This window comes from Methylocystis parvus (assembly GCF_049675845.1).
GTDB classification, from domain to species: domain Bacteria; phylum Pseudomonadota; class Alphaproteobacteria; order Rhizobiales; family Beijerinckiaceae; genus Methylocystis; species Methylocystis parvus_A.
Map to the genome: position 1 here is coordinate 3,060,905 of NZ_CP187161.1, position 17,343 is coordinate 3,078,247.

Annotated in this window: 17 protein-coding genes; 2 read left to right on the forward strand and 15 right to left on the reverse strand. The window is 65.0% G+C overall.

What is annotated here, in order from left to right; all coding sequences use genetic code 11:
* Positions 1-25: 25 nt before the first annotated feature.
* Complete coding sequence (locus ACPFMJ_RS15890) at positions 26-1,072, forward strand: NAD(P)-dependent alcohol dehydrogenase (RefSeq protein ID WP_424363886.1); 1,047 nt, start codon at positions 26-28, stop codon at positions 1,070-1,072.
* Positions 1,073-1,258: 186 nt separating this feature from the next.
* Here the strand turns inward: ACPFMJ_RS15890 and ACPFMJ_RS15895 are convergent, their stop codons facing one another.
* From ACPFMJ_RS15895 to ACPFMJ_RS15905, 3 genes are all read right to left on the reverse strand, one after another.
* On the reverse strand, positions 1,259-2,317 hold the full coding sequence (locus tag ACPFMJ_RS15895) for an alkene reductase (protein WP_424360921.1): 1,059 nt from the start codon (positions 2,315-2,317) through the stop codon (positions 1,259-1,261).
* Positions 2,318-2,401: 84 nt separating this feature from the next.
* Positions 2,402-2,656, reverse strand: coding sequence for a hypothetical protein (locus ACPFMJ_RS15900; protein WP_424360922.1), 255 nt, complete (start codon positions 2,654-2,656; stop codon positions 2,402-2,404).
* A 68-nt stretch (positions 2,657-2,724) separates the two neighbouring features.
* Positions 2,725-3,294, reverse strand: a complete 570-nt coding sequence (locus ACPFMJ_RS15905; protein ID WP_424360923.1) for a hypothetical protein — start codon at positions 3,292-3,294, stop codon at positions 2,725-2,727.
* A 148-nt stretch (positions 3,295-3,442) separates the two neighbouring features.
* On the opposite strand from ACPFMJ_RS15905, the gene ACPFMJ_RS15910 reads away from it, so the two are divergent.
* Positions 3,443-3,580: a hypothetical protein gene (locus ACPFMJ_RS15910; RefSeq protein ID WP_424360924.1), complete on the forward strand. Its 138-nt coding sequence runs from the start codon at positions 3,443-3,445 to the stop codon at positions 3,578-3,580.
* Positions 3,581-3,588: 8 nt separating this feature from the next.
* Here ACPFMJ_RS15910 and hemA read toward each other — a convergent pair whose 3' ends face one another.
* The 12 genes from hemA to bchB form a co-directional block, all read right to left on the reverse strand.
* A complete protein-coding gene (gene hemA / locus ACPFMJ_RS15915; RefSeq protein WP_424363887.1) occupies positions 3,589-4,890 on the reverse strand; it encodes a 5-aminolevulinate synthase in 1,302 nt (433 codons plus the stop codon).
* Between the two features lie 69 nt (positions 4,891-4,959).
* Positions 4,960-5,802, reverse strand: a complete 843-nt coding sequence (gene puhE, locus ACPFMJ_RS15920; protein WP_424360925.1) for a putative photosynthetic complex assembly protein PuhE — start codon at positions 5,800-5,802, stop codon at positions 4,960-4,962.
* 10 nt (positions 5,803-5,812) lie between these two features.
* Positions 5,813-6,874: a magnesium-protoporphyrin IX monomethyl ester (oxidative) cyclase gene (gene acsF, locus ACPFMJ_RS15925; RefSeq protein WP_424360926.1), complete on the reverse strand. Its 1,062-nt coding sequence runs from the start codon at positions 6,872-6,874 to the stop codon at positions 5,813-5,815.
* Positions 6,871-7,182 (reverse strand): hypothetical protein, encoded by a 312-nt coding sequence (locus tag ACPFMJ_RS15930; RefSeq protein WP_424360927.1) that lies wholly within the window; start codon positions 7,180-7,182, stop codon positions 6,871-6,873. Before ACPFMJ_RS15930 ends, acsF begins: the two co-directional genes overlap by 4 nt.
* On the reverse strand, positions 7,179-7,655 hold the full coding sequence (puhC, locus tag ACPFMJ_RS15935; protein WP_424360928.1) for a photosynthetic complex assembly protein PuhC: 477 nt from the start codon (positions 7,653-7,655) through the stop codon (positions 7,179-7,181). The genes ACPFMJ_RS15930 and puhC overlap by 4 nt, the downstream gene beginning before the upstream one ends.
* Positions 7,656-7,676: 21 nt before the next feature.
* Complete coding sequence (gene puhB / locus ACPFMJ_RS15940; protein ID WP_424360929.1) at positions 7,677-8,333, reverse strand: photosynthetic complex putative assembly protein PuhB; 657 nt, start codon at positions 8,331-8,333, stop codon at positions 7,677-7,679.
* Positions 8,330-9,094, reverse strand: a complete 765-nt coding sequence (gene puhA, locus ACPFMJ_RS15945) for a photosynthetic reaction center subunit H (RefSeq protein ID WP_424360930.1) — start codon at positions 9,092-9,094, stop codon at positions 8,330-8,332. Before puhA ends, puhB begins: the two co-directional genes overlap by 4 nt.
* Positions 9,091-10,533, reverse strand: coding sequence for an MFS transporter (locus ACPFMJ_RS15950; RefSeq protein WP_424360931.1), 1,443 nt, complete (start codon positions 10,531-10,533; stop codon positions 9,091-9,093). The genes puhA and ACPFMJ_RS15950 overlap by 4 nt, the downstream gene beginning before the upstream one ends.
* Positions 10,530-11,228, reverse strand: coding sequence for a magnesium protoporphyrin IX methyltransferase (gene bchM, locus ACPFMJ_RS15955; protein WP_424360932.1), 699 nt, complete (start codon positions 11,226-11,228; stop codon positions 10,530-10,532). Before bchM ends, ACPFMJ_RS15950 begins: the two co-directional genes overlap by 4 nt.
* Complete coding sequence (gene bchL, locus ACPFMJ_RS15960; protein ID WP_424360933.1) at positions 11,228-12,109, reverse strand: ferredoxin:protochlorophyllide reductase (ATP-dependent) iron-sulfur ATP-binding protein; 882 nt, start codon at positions 12,107-12,109, stop codon at positions 11,228-11,230. Before bchL ends, bchM begins: the two co-directional genes overlap by 1 nt.
* Positions 12,106-15,837, reverse strand: coding sequence for a magnesium chelatase subunit H (locus ACPFMJ_RS15965; protein ID WP_424363888.1), 3,732 nt, complete (start codon positions 15,835-15,837; stop codon positions 12,106-12,108). Before ACPFMJ_RS15965 ends, bchL begins: the two co-directional genes overlap by 4 nt.
* Entirely contained in the window at positions 15,812-17,341 is a 1,530-nt protein-coding gene (bchB, locus tag ACPFMJ_RS15970; RefSeq protein WP_424360934.1) for a ferredoxin:protochlorophyllide reductase (ATP-dependent) subunit B, read from the reverse strand. The genes ACPFMJ_RS15965 and bchB overlap by 26 nt, the downstream gene beginning before the upstream one ends.
* Between the last annotated feature and the right edge of the window lie 2 nt (positions 17,342-17,343).

Consider the following 17,343-nt stretch of genomic DNA (forward strand, 5'->3'; position numbering starts at 1 on the left):
CTTCCGAACGGAGAATGACATGACGATGAAGGCCTTCGGCTATGCGGCGCATTCCGCGACGTCGCCTTTGGTTCCCTTCCATTTCGAGCGGCGCGATCCGCGCGCCGACGACGTGACGATCGATATCCTTTATTGCGGCGTGTGCCATTCGGACCTGCATCAGGCGCGCAACGACTGGGCCAACTCGATTTACCCCATGGTGCCGGGCCATGAGATCATCGGCCGGGTCGTCGCCGTCGGGCCCTCTGTGACCCGCTTCAAGGTGGGCGACCATGCGGGCGTCGGCTGCATGGTCGATTCCTGCCTGACCTGCGAGGCCTGCGAGGAAGGGGAGGAGCAATATTGCCGCTGCTTTCCGATATTCACCTACAACGCGCTCGATCGGGAGGGTGCGCCGACCTATGGCGGCTATTCCGACCGCATCGTCGTGAAGGAGCGCTTCGTGGTGAAAATCCCCGACGGACTCGACCTCGCCGGCGCGGCGCCGCTGCTTTGCGCGGGCATCACGACATGGTCGCCGCTGCGGCATTGGAATGTGAACGACAAGAGCAAGGTGGCGGTCGTGGGACTCGGCGGGCTCGGCCATATGGCGATCAAGCTCGCCAAGGCGCTCGGCGCGCATGTCACGCTCTTTACGCGCTCGCCCGGCAAATCAGACGACGCCCGCCGCCTCGGCGCGGACGACATCATTCTCTCGACTGACGCCGATCAGATGGCGACAGTCGGCGGGCGCTTCGATCTCATCATCGACACGGTTCCCTATGCGCACGATCTGAACCCCTATCTGCCGACGCTGGCGATCAACGGCACGATCGTGCTCGTGGGCTATCTCGGTCCGCTGGAGCCCCCCGTGGACAGCGTGCCGCTGATCATGGGGCGCAAATCCGTCGCGGGCTCGCTGATCGGCGGGATCGCCGAGACGCAGGCGCTTTTTGACTTCTGCGGCAAGCACGGCGTCGTTTCGGATATCGAGGTGATCAAGATGCGGGACATCAACGAAGCTTACGAACGTCTGCTCAAGGCGGACGTTAAATATCGCTTCGTGATCGACATGGCGTCGTTGAAGGAGTGACGGCGGGGTCATTTCGGCCTTGCCCCTCACCCTAACCCTCTCCCCGCCCTGCGGGGAGAGGGGACAACAGCTCCTACCCGGCGTCGTTACAACTGATAGAATTTGAGCAGCGCCCCCTCTCCCCGCCGGCGGGGAGAGGGTTGGGGTGAGGGGCGGGCGGAATAGCGAATGCTGCGCGTATCACCGTCACGCCTGCGCAAGCGCCGGATAATCCGTATAACCCTCCGGCCCCGGCGCGTAGAAAGTCTCGGGCTTAGCCTCGTTCAGCGGCGCGCCGCGGCGGAAGCGCTCGACGAGGTCGGGATTGGCGATGATGAGCTTGCCGAAGGCGACCGCGTCGGCCTCGCCCGCCGCGAGCGCCGCCTGCGCCGTCGCGAAGGTGAAGTTCTCATTGGCGATGAAGGGGCCACCGAATTCTTTTTTCAGATAAGGCCCGATCGCCCCTTCCCCCTGATGCTCGCGCGCGCAGATGAAGGCGATGCCCCGCTTGCCGAGCTCGCGCGCGACATAGCCGAATGTCGCCTTCGGATCGGAATCGCCCATGGAATGCGCGTCGCCACGGGGCGCGAGATGCATGCCGACGCGCCCCGGTCCCCAGACCTCGATGCAGGCGTCGGTCACTTCGAGCATCAGCCGCGCGCGGTTTTCGATCGAGCCGCCATAGCGGTCCGTGCGCTTGTTCGTTGCGTCCTGCAGGAACTGGTCGAGCAGATAGCCATTCGCGCCGTGGATCTCGACGCCATCGAAGCCCGCGCGTCTGGCGTTCTCGGCGCCCTGCCGATAGGCGGCGATCACGCCCGGGATTTCCTCGGCCTCCAGCGCGCGCGGGACGGGGTAGGGCTGCTTGGGGCGCAGCAGGCTGACATGCCCTTCGGCCGCAAGAGCGCTCGGCGCGACGGGGAGCGCGCCGTCGAGATAGACCGGATGCGAGATACGGCCAACATGCCAGAGCTGCAACATGATGCGTCCGCTCGCCGCATGAACTGCCCGCGTGATCTCGCGCCAGCCTTCCACCTGCGCCTGCGACCACACCCCCGGCGTATCGGGATAGCCGACGCCCATGGGCGTGACGGAAGTCGCCTCGGTGAGGATGAGGCCGGCGCTGGCGCGCTGCACGTAATAGTCGCGCATCAGCGCGTTGGGCGTGCGCCCCTCAAGGGCGCGGCAGCGCGTCAGCGGCGCCATGACAATGCGGTTGGGAAGGTCGATGTCGCCAAGGCGGATGGGGTCGAAAAGCGTCGGCATGGGCGTCCTGTCTTGCTGGGCCGCCCCTTCTACCGCAAAGGCCCTGTCGAAGAGAATGGGAGAGGCCGCGCAGCCGGCGCCTCGCTAGAGCGAGCGTTTCTCGCGAAAGGTCTCCACCGCCGGTGCGCCCGACCGCTCGACCTCATATTGCTCCAGCATCTCGTCGAGTTCGTCGAGATGCAGCTTCAAGCGCGAAATGGTTGCGGTCGTGACGTCCACCCAGCCATGCCCGCGATTCTCGGCATGACGCATGCGGCCGGATTCTAGCGAGGCCGCCAGTTTCCTTGCCCTTTGCCGCTCTTGCCGGCACCATTCGACGAGATCGATCAAAGCAGTCATCGCCGCCTCCGATAATCAACGGGACCGCTGGAAGACTTAGGATGTTGCGGTAAAATTCAACCCGGGCCTTACGGGCTGACGCATCCCATCGTCGCTGGCCGTTGATCGCCCTGGAGCCGGATCACACGCCCATGGCGGCATCCAAAATGGGCGCTTGCGATCGTCGGAGTCGACGATCTCGGCGCGGAAACAAACTTGCCGAATTCGGGGGGCCTCGCGGGAGCTTGCGGCGGCGGCCGCACGTAAATGTTGGGCGCAGGCGCGTAGGTTACGTTTTGCTGGTCGTTTGAATATCCGTCCCACCACCAGGGATACCAGCCATAGTAATAGCCGCTCCCACCCCTGAATCTTCCGAATCCTCTGAACCCAAACCCGCCGCGTCCGATGCCAAACCCGCCATAGCGGCCGAAGCGCATTCCGGGAGCCAGGAAGACCCGGCCGAAACCCCCGCGACCGCCATGCCCGAACCCGCCCCCGAAACCGCGGCCAAATCCACCCCCGAAACCGCCACCCCCGAAACCGCCGCCACCGAAACCGCCGCCACCAAAGCCGGCGCCGCCAAACCCGCCGCCCCAGCCGGCGTTCGGGCTCAGGAGCAGAGCCGCCAGCGCACATGAAAAGAGAGCCGAATTCCGCATTGCGACGCTCCTGCATCCGCCCTCGCCCATTCGTCAAATAGGGCCGGCTGGGCGATAGACGCAGCGCGAGGGGGCTTTCCGGAGCCGCAAGCGCCCGGCTTTAAACCTTAAGCGCCAGATTTCTAAATACATATCCCAGGCCGTTTCAATGACCTATTCCCTGGCGCTTCTCATCAGCCGCGCGGCGGCGCTGCTTTTCGCAACCGGACTCACTCTCTTTGTCGTCGCGTTTCTCGTGGTTGCGGCGATCGAGCCGCCCCGAACGCGGCGCCGTCAGCTACTTTGACGCTGCGCCTATTCCGCCGCGTTCTTCATCTCCACATAGGCGCATTGCGCTTGAGGGGCCGCCGCCCGCGGGCGCAGCGGAATGACCTTGGCGTCCGTGAAGGGAAGATCGAGGAAAATCCACACGTCGACCACCGCCTCGACCAACTCTACGACATGAGACTCGTCGTGGCGCGGCGTTGGCGTGATGCGAAGCCTTTCCGTGCCGATCGCAACCGTCGGATAGTTGATCGGTTGTATGTAGATCGAATGGCGCCGCAACAGGAGGTCGCTCGCAGCCTTGCAGCGGGCCGCGTCGCCCACCATCAGCGGCACGATATGCGAGTCATTGTCCATGACCGGAAGCCCTGCTGCTCTCAGCGCATGCTTGGTGAGGAGCGCCATGTGCTGGTGCCGCGCGCGTTCCTGACCCGAATGTTTGAGATGACGCACGGCGGCGCGGGCGCAGGCGGCGACCATGGGCGGCAGTGTGGTCGTGAAGATGAATTGCGGCGCGAAGCTGCGCACGGCGTCGACAATGGCCGGGCTCGCGGCGATATAGCCGCCAAGCGCGCCGAACCCTTTGGCGAGCGTGCCCTCGATAATGTCGATGCGGCCCTCGACGCCTTCCCGCTGGGCGATGCCGCCGCCGCGCGCGCCATACATGCCGACCGCATGCACTTCGTCGACATAGGTCATGGCGTTGTATTTTTCCGCGAGCGCGACGATCTCCGCGATCGGGGCGATATCGCCGTCCATCGAGTAGAGGCTCTCGAAGACGATGAGTTTTGCGCGCTCCTTGCCAGCGAGTTGGAGCAACTCTTCGAGATGCGCGACGTCGTTATGGCGCCAGACCTGCTTCTCGCAGCCGGAGCGACGCACGCCCTCGATCATGGAATTATGATTGAGCGCGTCGGAAAGGATGAGGCAATTGGGGAGCAGCGACGCAATGGTCGAAATGCCGGCGAGATTGGAGATCCAGCCCGAGGTGAAAACGAGCGCCGCGCGCTTGCCGTGGAGATCGGCAAGCTCCGCTTCGAGTTCGACGATCGGATGATGCGTGCCGGAAATGTTGCGCGTGCCGCCCGCGCCGGCGCCGTGCCGCTCCAGCGCGCTGCGCGCGGCGTCGAGCGATGCAGGGTGGCCCCCCATTCCGAGGTAATCGTTGGAGCACCAGATCGTGACCTCGCGCGGCGCGTCTTCCTCGCCCTCCGGCCGCCACAGCGCCAGCGGAAAGCGCGCCGCGTCGCGTTCCAGATTGGCGAAAACCCGATAGCGATTCTCCATCTTCAACTGCGCGATCGCCGACTGGAAATGCTGGTCGTAGGACAGGACTGTCGAATTCATCTCAACTCTCCATCGGCGTAACGGTCGTTCCCAACTGCGCCCTTCATTGTGGCGCTAGATTCTTCCCGCGGCGCGGGCCGCCTCAATGGCGGCGACGCGCAGCGAATCGCTGTCGTCGCGCTCCTCGGCGTCATTCGACGCATGGCCGTCCTTTACGCCCCAGGACCAGAGCGCATTGGCATGCAGCGGCGCGACGAGAAACCAGTGTTCGGCGACAGCAAGCGTCATGAGCGTCGCGAGGATTGTGTATCCGACGATCTCGAAGGGCGTCGTAGCGACGAAAGCCTTTTGCGCGATCAGCACAGTGACGATGGTCGACACGGTGACGGATACGGGGAAAAAAAGATTCATCGGCCGGCGGCGCATATAAGTGACGAGATAGCGCAGATGCTCCGGCAGCAGTTCTTCGCTGAGATTGGGCGCGCCGAAAAAGAGATTGAGCTTGGCGCTGCTGTGCATCCACCACAGCACGAGGAAGGTCCAGAGGCCAATGAGATTCGGCTGGCCCCATGTCAGCGCAATGAGCGCGGCGGCGCAGACGATGATCGCGATTTCGTGATAGAGGCTTGTTCCGATCGCCGCGATGAAGCGCCCGAAGCCGGCAAGGCCCGGCGGGCAAGGCGCGTGGTTGGGTCCGGTGATGAAGCCCATGTAGTAGCTGACAAGTTGCCAGGCCCAGGCCATGAGGCCGCAGGCGAAGGCGCAATAGGCCGATGCGGCGCTGGTTTCCCCGCTCGTCGCGGACATGCCCCACAGCGCCAGCAGGAAAAGCCCCGTCGATCCCGCCATGCTCCACGCAAAGGTGCGGCGCGAGAGACCGTCGAGATACAGGATCGCGCCAGTACTCGCCCACCACATGAGGAGCGTCGCGGCGATCGGCGGGGCGTAGGCTGACATGGGTCGCTCCTCACCACACCGGCGCGAGACGGATTTCCGCCGGCAAGGCGTTGGACTTCGCCGGCAGGAAGTAAAGGCGCGCGAAAGTCGCGGCCGCCGCCGCGGCGAGCCCCGCCTGCTTGATGCGCCCCATGAGGCCGCCCTGGGCCTTGGCTTGCGCGATGGCGCGCTCGATCTCGACGAGACGATCGAGCCCGGCCTTGAAGGCCGGATGGTCGAGGTCGAGCGTGATCGGGAAAACCTGCTTGGAGATTTCAGATGTCAGATGCAGAACCTTGAAGTCGTATTCGTCGGGATGCACGCCGATCGCCTCGTGAAAGGCCGGTCGGCAATGGTCGCGCACATACATCGTCGCGAAGACCGCGAGCAAAAAGAACTTGATCCAGTAGACATTGTATCCCGAGATCAGCTTCGGGTTCGCGCGCATCAGCAGGGCGAATGCCTCGCCGTGACGAAACTCGTCATTGCACCATTTCTCGAACCATTTGAAGATCGGGTGGAAGCGACGCTCGGGATGGCGCTCAAGCTGCCGGTAAATGGTGATGTAGCGGGCGTAGCCGATCTTCTCGGAAAGATAGGTGGCGTAGAAAATGAACTTTGGTTTGAAGAAGGTGTATTTCTTCGTCTTGGTGAGGAAGGACAGATCGATGCCGATGCCGAAATCCTTCAGCGTGTCGTTGATGAATCCCGCGTGCCGCGCTTCATCCCGGCTCATGAAGGCGAACAGGTCTTTCATGTCCTGATTATGCGCGCGCTTCTTCATTTCGGCGTAGAGCACGCAGCCCGAGAATTCGGCCGTGATCGAGCTGATGAGGAAGTCGCGAAATTCCTTGTCGAGCGCTTCGGGATAGACGAAATCCGCGTTGAACTCCTCGGTGCGCTGGAAGTGCCTGTTGTTGGGGTCCGAGCGCATCTCCTCCATCAGCGCGTCCCACTCCTTGCGGACGGGAGAGACGTCCGTCTTGTCGAGCTCGTCGAAATCCGTCGTGTAGAAGCGCGGGCTCAGCAGGGTGCTTTCCTGGGCGACGCGCGTCGCTTCGAGCGAGACATTGTGGCGCAGCGGGGCGTTCATAGCGCTCTCCTGTTCGTGAAGCTGACGTCGTAAAGTTCGTTGAGTTCGAACTGGCCGCAGAAACGGGTCCACAGACGTTCAAGGAGCCCGGCGCGAATGATAGTCGCGCGTCGCGCGACGGTTATGCGATAGCCGAAAGGCGTCTCGGTCGGCGCGTTCTGCACCAACACGCGGTCGCCCGGGCGCATCTCGAAATCGCCGTCGATCTCGACATGCGCGAAAAGGCTCTCGGCCGTGTGGCCGATTTCGACCCGGCAGGGCGCGTCGAAGCTCTGCCGCGTCAGGGGAAAAAGCCAATCCGTTTTCATGGCTGATCCGGCCTTTCCTTGAAGAGCTGCGCAAAGGCGCGAGCGTTGTCGGGACCGAAGGCGTCGAGATTGACGCGGCGGCCCGTCGAAGCGTCCTGGAGCGACACCGTGCCGTCGCTCCACCGCGTGAGCGTGAAGGGAGTCGACGCATCGAGGTCCGAGCGCCTGCGCTCGCGCGCAAGACCGCGCAAGGTCGAGCGGATGAAGCCATAGGCGCCTGGCTGCACGATATAGATCGCGTGGCTGTCCTGCGCATCCCTCACGGCGACGGACCCATCGGGCTGATCCTCGAAACGAAGAGCGAGCGTTTCCACGGCGCTCGCCGCGGGCATGTGCAGCGTCCCGACATCGGTGATCCGGGACATGCCGGCGGCTAGAAGCGCAAAGCCGATCAGGATCGCGGCGCCGCGTAAAATTTGGCGTGGCACGCCATCATGCGGCGAATGGCCTTTTTCGATCGACGCCTGACTCATTCGTCACTCCCCTCGTTCGATCTACGCCGCGATCGCGTCGGCCGCCATGGCGGTCGGATTCACCGCGGGGACTGTTGCTTCCGGCTCGGCGATATGTGCGTCTCCACGTTCCTGCGCGGCGGCGACAAGCGCCCCGCCGAGGATGTCGCCGACATGACGCGCATCCGCCAGGCCGCGCATGGCGGGCTCGGGGTCGCCAAACCGGAACGGTCGCGCGAAGGGCCAGAGATTGAGATAGCCAATGCGCTTGCCCGGCGTGAGTTGCAGCGTTACGTCGCCCGAGCCGTCATTCTCGACGCGCATCGCCGCATTGCGGATCTGCGCAAAAGGCAGATTGTAGAAGACTTGCAGCGCAACGCCGATCTTCATCACGACGCGTCGCGACGTGACGACGAAGAGCGCCGTGCGCGCGGACGCCCAGGCCAGCAGCGCGAGCAACGCCAGCGCGGCGAAGCCGATCGCCAGCGCCCGCGACGCCGCAATGGCGGCCGCCGCCGCCCCGGAGGACGACGCGTCGATTGCGTTCCAGATCGCGAGCAAGGCGAAATAGGCCGCGACAAAATCGGCGCGATAGGCGCGACGATAGAGCGCAATCCAGTTCGGCCGCCCGTGCCAAAGGATACGTTCCCCTTGCGGAATATCCTCGGGCAGGAGCTTTTCGAGATTGACGGCTTTCACAGCATCGACTCCGTGCGTGCGGGCGTGGCGTAAAGCGTGCCGGCGGCGTAATAGGCGGCGATCTTTTCTTCTTCGAGCAACGTCACCTTGTCGGCGTCCCGCGTCCTCGGCACGCCGGCGAATTGCTCGCCGAGGATCGCGTCGACCTTGATCAGCCGCTTGCCGCCGTCGACATTGGCGAAACCGACCGGGAGGAGAGCGCGGCCGCCGCCCTCGAGCGCGATCTCGTAGTAGCGCAGCATGCTTTCAGAGCGGTCGACCCAGACGTCCCTGACGGCGCCGACGACGTCGCGGTCGGCAGCGACGACCTGCATGCCGATCGGATCCGGGCCTTCGCTGGCGACGGCGAAATTGGTGGCGATGCGCAGGGGCGCGATGAGATCCCGGCCGTCATGCGTCTTCTCCGTGACGTCCGCGCGCAGCGCATAGGCGCCGGGCCCAACTTCGGCGCGCATCGGATCGCCATTGGGCGTGAGCGGGGCCCCGGGGAAAAGCGCGGCTTTCTCGGCGTTGGGCGCGCGCGCGTCACGCTCGAAATTCGGCGCGAGGACGACGGATCCGTCCGAACGGAGGAACGTCTTGGGATCCGGGATGAGCAGGAAGCCCCGATCGCCCACGCCGCGATCCTCCGATTCCAGCGGATAGCCCTCGCGGCGATCTTCGCGGCGCAGATAGAAGATCAGGCCGGCGAAGAAGATCCAGAAGGCGTAAAGAACGACTTGCGCCACATCGATATGGCTGGTGATGGCTCCGCGTATCATCGCATGGCTCCCGAGTTGAAACTGGGCGAGGTGACCAGGTGGAATTCCTTCGGCGCCTCGGCCGGCGGCTTCGCGAAGCGGACGAGGGGTCCGATCGCGACGACCGTTGCGACGAGCAGAAGAATTTCGACGACATAGACGATGGCGTAGCCGGTGGCCGGGCCGACAAGCGCCTCGCCGAACGTTCCGCTGAGCGCGAGCGATGAGGCCGCGTCATTGACGAAGCCGCTCGCCGCGATGGCGAGACCGGCGGCGGTCGCCTGGGCGGCCCCCCAGGCGCCGAGCGCGAGACCGCGATCCTCTGGCTGTGCGTTTTCCATGGAGGCGGTCAGCGTGCCGTGCGCGAAGAGGCCGCCGCCGAGGCCGATGAGCGTGACGCCGATGCTGAAGAGCGTCGACGACTCGGCCGGCGCCGCGAAGATCAGCGCGCAGAAAGCGACGACTCCCGCCACCGCGCCGACGCCGGCGACGCGATGGGCGTCCGCGCCGCGCGAAAGCCAGCGGGCCGCGATGGCGAGACCGACCCCGCTGCCGAAGGCCAGCATCGCGGTGAGAGCCGTTGTCGCGCCCACCGGCAAATGCAGAACGCGTCCGCCGTAAGGTTCGAGCAGTATGTCCTGCATGCTGAAGCCGGCAGTGCCCAAGGCGGTCGCGAATAGCCGGCGACGGGCGCGGCCGGCCGTGGCGAAGCGACGCCAGGCGTCGGAGAAGTCGACGTCCTGCGCCGGCGGCAGCGCGCCGCGCGCTTCCTGCTTCCACAATGCGACGCAGTTCAGCGCCATCGTCACGACCGCCGCCCCCTGCACGACCTGAATGAGACGAATCGCGCTGAAATTGGCGAGGAGCGCGCCGAATGCGAGAGCGCTGACCCCCATGCCGACGAGCAGCATGGCGCAAAGCAGCGCGACGACTTTGGGACGCGTATGCGCCGGCGCGAGATCCGTCGCGAGGGCGAGGCCGACGGTCTGCACCGTATGGAGGCCTGCGCCGACGAGAAGGAAGGCGAGCGCCGCGGCGGCCTGCCCGATGACGATCGGTCCCGTCGTGTCGCCGGAAAGGATCAGCAGCGAGAAAGGCATGATGGCGAGGCCGCCGAACTGCAGCATCGTGCCGAACCAGATGTAGGGCACGCGCCGCCAGCCGAGCACGGAGCGATGCGTGTCGGAGCGAAAGCCGATCAGCGCGCGGAACGGCGCGACGAGCAGCGGCAGCGACAGCATCAGCGCGACGAGCCAGGACGGCACGCCGAGTTCGACGATCATGACGCGATTGAGCGTGCCGATCAGCAGCACCGCCGCCATGCCCACCGTCACCTGGAACAGCGACAGGCGCAAGAGGCGCGGCATCGGCAGCTCGGGCGAACCGGCATCCGCGAAAGGCAGGACGCCCGGCCCAATGCGCATCAGGCCTTTGACGAGGGCGGCGCTGGCGCGATTCATGAGCGGCGCGCCTCCACCGCCTGGGAGATGTAGAAGCCGCTGAAGATTTCCTCGGTCTGTGCGACGTCCCAGTCGTTCAGCGACGCATGCATCCGCATGTTTTGCGCGAGCCTTCCTATTGAGATGGGCGCAATAGCGGGCGAACGATTGCCGCGTGGGAAGAGCTGCCCAACGGCATGCATCACGGTGAGCGCAGGGGTGCGCGGCGCGATGGTGAAAATAAGCGAGCCGCCGACGCGCGGCGCCAGCGCCGCCAGCGTGCGCGCGATGTCCGCGCCTTCGTAATGGATGAGGCTGTCCATTGCGACGACGTAATCGAACTGTCCGAATGCGGGATCGAGCAGATCGCCGACGGCGAAGCTCACGCGGCCCGAAAGATCGCTCGGCGCGCGCTCCTGCGCGAGCGAGATCAGCGTGGCCGATAGATCGACGGCGACGACATCGGCGCCGCGCCGCGCCGCTTCGATTGCGAGCGCGCCGGTGCCGCAGCCGGCGTCGAGAATGCGCAGACCATGCAGATCCTGCGGCAGCCAGGACAGCAAAGTCTCGCGCATCGCGTCGCGGCCGGCGCGCACCGTGGCGCGAATGCGATTGACGGGCGCGTCGGAAGTCAGCCGCTTCCAGGCTTCGACGGCGGTACGGTCGAAATAGGCTTCAAGTTCGCCGCGTCTGGCGACATAGCTCGGCGTCGTCATCAGTCGAACCCCAGAAATTCGAAGAGATCGCGATCCTTCATCGGCGCGGCGTCGAGCGGCTCGTAGCCATCCCACAGCTCCTGGGCGAGGCGCAGATATTCGTTCTGCACCGCTTCGAGCTCGGGCGATGGCTCCATTTCGAACAGCGTCGATTTCTTGAGCCGGCTGCGCCGGATGACGTCGAGATCCGGGAAATGCGCGACGCGCTTCAGGCCGACGGCGTCGTTGTAACGGTCGATTTCGTCCGTCTTGGCGCTGCGATTGGCGATGACGCCGCCGAGCCGCACCTCGTAATTCTTGGACTTGGCGCGAATGGCTGCGACGATTCGATTCATCGCGAAGATCGAATCGAAATCATTGGCGGTCACGATCAGCGCGCGCCCGGCGTGCTGAAGCGGCGAGGCGAAGCCGCCGCAGACGACATCGCCGAGCACGTCGAAAATCACGACATCGGTGTCTTCGAGGAGATGATGCTCCTTGAGGAGCTTCACCGTCTGGCCGACGACATAGCCGCCGCAGCCCGTGCCAGCAGGCGGCCCGCCGGCCTCGACGCACATCACGCCATTGTATCCCTCCACGACGAAGTCTTCCGTGCGCAGCTCCTCGGAATGGAACTTCACGCTTTCGAGCGCGTCGATGACGGTCGGCGCGAGTCGCTTGGTCAGCGTGAAGGTGGAATCGTGCTTGGGATCGCAGCCGATCTGCAGCACGCGCTTGCCGAGCTTCGAAAAGGCGACGGAAAGGTTCGACGAGGTCGTGCTTTTGCCGATGCCGCCCTTGCCGTAGATGGCGAAGACTTTCGCGGTTCCGATTTGCAGGTCGGGGTCGAGCTGGACCTGGAAGGAGTCCGTCTCGTCGGGTTTGCGGATCTGAACATTCATGCCGCAATCTCCTCAGTCACGCCTTCAAGGCGGTCTTCCAGTTCCTCGCTCGCCTGCTGAAGCGCGGCGAGCGTGTCCTGATCGGGCGTCCAGTAATGGCGCTCATGCGCTTCGATGAGGCGATTGGCGATGCGCGCTGAAGCCGTCGGGTTGAGCTGCGCAAGGCGCTGACGCATATCGGCGTCGAGCACGTAGGTTTCGGTAAGGCGCTGATAGACCCAGGGCTCGACCTGGCCGGTCGTGGCCGACCAGCCCATCGTATTGGTTACATGCGACTCGATGTGGCGCACGCCCTCATAGCCGTGTTTCAGCATGCTCTCGTACCATTTTGGATTCAGCGCACGCGTTCGCGTCTCTAGCGCCACCTGCTCGTTGAGCGTGCGCACGACGCCTTCGCCGGTGGTCTGATCGCCGATATAGACAGGCGTCATCTCGCCTTTGGCGCGCCTCACCGAGCGGCTGACGCCGCCGAGGGTGTCGAAATAGTGATCGATCGTGGTGATGCCGAGTTCGACGGAATCGAGGTTCTGATAGGCGAGATCGACGCGCGCCAGCACGCTGTTCAGCACCTCGTTCTGGCGCATCGGCTTGCCGGCGACACCATAGGCGAAGCCCTTCCGACGCATATAGGCTTCGGCGAGTTGATCCTCGTCCTCCCATGCGCCTCCGTCGATCATCGTATTGACATTGGCGCCATAGGCGCCGTCGGCATTGCCGAAGACGCGCAGAGCCGCCGTCTCCATGTCTCCGCCATGGGCGGCGATGAAGGCGAGCGCATGTTTGCGCACGAAATTCTGTTCGACAGGTTCGTCAGCGGACGCGGCGAGGAGGCATGCTTCCGCGAGCAGCTTGATCTGCAGCGGCAGAAGATCGCGGAAGATGCCGGAAAGGGAAATCATCACGTCTATGCGCGGCCGGCCGAGCTTTTCGAGCGGCGTCAATGTCGCGCCGGCGAGCCGGCCATAGCCGTCGAAACGCGGCTCGGCGCCGATGAGCGCGAGCGCCTGCGCGATGGGACCGCCTTCCGTCTTGAGATTGTCGGTGCCCCACAGGACGAGCGCAATCGTTTCTGGCAACGCGCCGCCATCGCTCATGTGGCGTTCGAGCAGACGCGCGGCCTGGCGCGCGCCGTCGCGCACGGCGAAGACGCTTGGAATATGGAACGGGTCGAAGCCGTGAAGATTGCGGCCGGTGGGCAGCACCTCGGCGGTGCGCAGCACGTCGCCGCCCGGCGCCGGCGGCACGAAACGGGCGTCGAGCGCGCGGATGAGGCCGGCGAGTTCGTGGTCTTGCGCAAGCGCGGCGTTGGCGGCGGCGAGAGTCTGCAGCGTTTCGCGCGCTGCTGGGTCTGAAGAAATCGTCTCGGGCGCGACCTCGCGCATCAGCGCGTCGATCATGTCGCCGTCGATCCTCGGACCCTGTGTGGCGTCAACCATGGCGAGAAGCATGTCCCGCCGCGCCTCGTGCGCCATCGGTTCGCCGACGACATGCAGCCCATGCGGAATGAGCGCATATTCGAGTTCGAGCACCTTTTCGCCGAGCTTGACGATCTTCTGCGCGGCCGCTTCGCGCCAGAGCGGTTCGGCGGCTTCGAGATCGACGGCGGCGGCCTGCGACTGGATGAGTTCCGCGAGCTCGCCGCGCTCCATTGCCTCGGCGGGGTCGAGCGCGCGCCAGCGATCGATGGAGGCTTTCAGTTCGGCGAGGCCGCGATAGAGCCCTGCATTTGCGACGGGCGGCGTCAGATAGCTGATCAGCGTCGCCGCCGAACGTCGCTTGGCGAGCACGCCCTCGGACGGATTGTTCGAGGCGTAGAGATAGAAGTTCGGCAAAGCGCCGATCAGGCGATCCGGCCAGCAGGCGCCGGAGAGGCCGGTTTGCTTGCCAGGCATGAATTCCAGGGCGCCATGCGTGCCGAAATGCAGCACGGCGTCGGCTCCGAAATCTTCCTTCAGCCAGCGATAGAAGGCCGAGAAGGCGTGCGTCGGCGCGAAGCCCTTCTCGAAGAGCAGGCGCATCGGGTCGCCTTCATAGCCGAAGGCGGGCTGCACGCCGACGAAGACATTGCCGAAGCGCTCGCCATAGATATGTATCGAGGTTCCATCGCTTTGCTGGCGGCCAGGCGCCGGACCCCATTGCGCTTCGATTTCATCGAGCCAGGTCTCATGCCGTACATGCTGGTCCGTCATTACGCGCGCATGCACATTGGCCTGCGCGCCGAAGCGCTGAGCGTTGCCGTCGACGATCGCCTTGCGCAAGGCCTCGACCGTCGCCGGCGGCTCGACGCTATAGCCGCTGCGCTTCATCTCGTGCAGCACGCGATGCAGGGACTCGAAGACCGAGAGAAAGGCGGCCGTGCCGGTCGCGCCGGAATTGGGCGGGAAGTTGAAGAGAACGATCGCCACTTTCCGAGCCGCGCGCTCGGCGCGGCGCAGCGCCGTGAGCTTTTCGACACGCGCCGCGAGCATATCGGCGCGCTCCGCGCAGGCCTGCATGTCGCGAGCGCTGTCGCTGTCCGGGAAGACGCAGTTGCGCGCGCAGGCGGTGCAGGCGCCCGCGCCATACGGACGGCCGCCGAACACCATTGGGCCGGTCGCGCCGTCGAGTTCGGGGATAGACACCATGACGGTCGCTTCGACCGGGAGAAGGCCACGATCCGAGCCGCGCCAATCCGACAGCGTCTGAAATTCAACCGGGTGCGCGGCGATATAGGGCACGTCGAGCCGCGCCAGGATTTCCTCGGCCGCTTTCGCGTCGTTATAGGCGGGGCCGCCGACAAGCGAGAAGCCGATCATCGAGACGAGCGCATCGATGATCGGCCGCCCGTCGCGCATGAAATATTTCTCGATCGCCGGACGCGCGTCGAGGCCCGTGGCGTAAGCCGGGATGACTTTGAGGCCGCGCGCCTCCATGGCGGCGATGACGCCGTCATAATGGCGGGCGTTGTCGGCGAGCACATAGGAGCGCAGCACGATGAGCCCGACAGTCGCCTTTGCGTTGGGCGGCGTCGGCAACTGATCGAGGCCCTCGCAGACATGGCCCGGCAGCGCGGGGTGGTAGAGGCCGGTTTCCGGATATTCGACGGGCGCCGCCGGCTTCAGGCGGCCGCGCAGCGCGCGCCGGGGGCCATCGGCGTAGCGGTCGACGAGAAAGCGAACCATATTGGCCATGTTCTCGTCGGAGCCCGCGAGCCAATATTGCAGGGCAAGAAAATAGGCCCGTACGTCCTGCGCCGTCCCCGGAATGAAGCGAAGGATTTTCGGAAGGCGGCGCAGCATCTTCATCTGCCGCGCGCCGGCGGCTTCAGACTTGCCCTTATTGCCGCGCAGGCGTTTGAGAAGCGACATGAAGCCAGACGTCGGCGCGCTCATGTCGAAGCGCCCCATGCGGGTGAGTTTCGCAACCTCTCCCGCGGACATGATCGTGATCATCGCGTCGCAATGGGCGCGCCGCGCCGCAAGAGCGGCGAGCAGCGGCTTGAAGTGCTCTTCGAGGAAGAGCATGGCGTTGACGATAATGTCGCCTTCGCGGATTGCGGCAAGACAGGCTTCGAGGGCCTTCGGATTGGTCGTGAACTCCGACGCCGCATGGACGCTGAGCGAGAGGCCCGGCAGATCCTGCGCCAGTTTGCGGCGCGCACGGTCCGTCGCCGTGGCCACATGCGTGTCCATCGTCACGATGACGACCTTCACGGCCGCCGCTTCAGCGTGCAAAGTATGCTTTTGCATCATAGAGCGTCTCGACGGTGATAGTCGCTAGGCCGCGTTCCGCGGCGAATTTCTCCGTGTTGCGGCGGGCTTTGCCGCGCACGAAGAAGGGTACCTTCTTCAATTCCCTTTCGGCGTCGTCGGCCCAGGCGACGACGATGTCGCTCATGACAGGCGCGATGGCCGCCGGCGGCGCCGGTTGCTTGCCGCCGAGATGAGATGGCGCGGCTGCGTCATGGAATTCGACGTCGTCGCGGAACATGGTGAGCAGATGCTCCTCGAGGCCCATCATGAGCGGATGAACCCAGGAGTCGAAGATCACATTGGCGCCCTCGAAGCCCATTTGCGGCGAGTATCGCGCGGGGAAATCCTGCACATGAACAGGCGCGGAGATCGTCGCGCAGGGAACGCCGAGGCGTTTGGCGATATGGCGCTCCATCTGCGTGCCGAGCACGAGTTCGGGCTGCAGCTCCGCGACCTTGGCTTCGACCTCGAGGTAATCATCCGTGACGAGCGCCTCCAGCCCGTAGCGCGCCGCGGCCTCCCGGACGTCGCGGGCAAATTCGCGCGAATAGGTCCCAAGGCCGACGACCGTGAAGCCCAGTTCGTCCCGCGCGATGCGCGCGGCGGCGATGGCGTGGGTCGCGTCGCCGAAGACGAAGACGCGCTTGCCCGTGAGATAGGTCGAGTCGACGGAGCGCGAATACCAAGGCAGACGCGAGGGCTCGGCCATCTTTGCAACCGCCGCGTCGAGACCCGCTAGGCGCTCGACTTCCGTGATGAAATCGCGCGTGGCGCCGACGCCGATCGGGACGGTCCGGGTGAAGGGCTGCCCATGCGTGCGCTCGAGCCATTGCGCGGCCGTGAGCGCGATCTCGGGATAGAGCAGGACGTTGAAATCCGCGTCGCCGATACGCGTCAAATCGCGCGGGCTGGCGCCCAGCGGGGCGACGACATTGACGTCGACGCCGAGAGTCTCAAGCAGCGTTTCAATTTCGCGCACATCGTCGCGGCAGCGGAAGCCGAGCGCCGTCGGCCCCAGAATATTGCAGCTCTTGCGCGACCGCTCCCGGCGTTCGCGCTTCGCGCCGGCGAGTCCGCGCACAAGCCGGTAGAAGGTTTCGGCGGCGCCCCAGTTTTCCTTCTTCTGATAGGCCGGCAGTTCCAGCGGAATGACGGGGCAGGGAAGATCGAGCGCCTTGGCGAGACCGCCGGGATCGTCCTGCAGCAGCTCGGCCGTGCAGGAAGCCCCGACGATCATCGCCTCCGGGGAGAAACGCTCATAGGCTTCGCGCGCCGCGTTCTTGAAAAGCTCCGCCGTGTCCGAGCCGAGATCGCGCGCCTGGAAGGTGGTGTAGGTGACGGGCGGGCGGGCGCCGCGGCGCTCGATCATGGTGAAGAGGAGATCGGCGTATGTATCGCCCTGCGGCGCATGGAGTACGTAATGCAGACCGCGCATGGCGGTCGCGACGCGCATGGCGCCGATATGCGGCGGCCCTTCATATGTCCAGAGCGTCAGCTGCATGG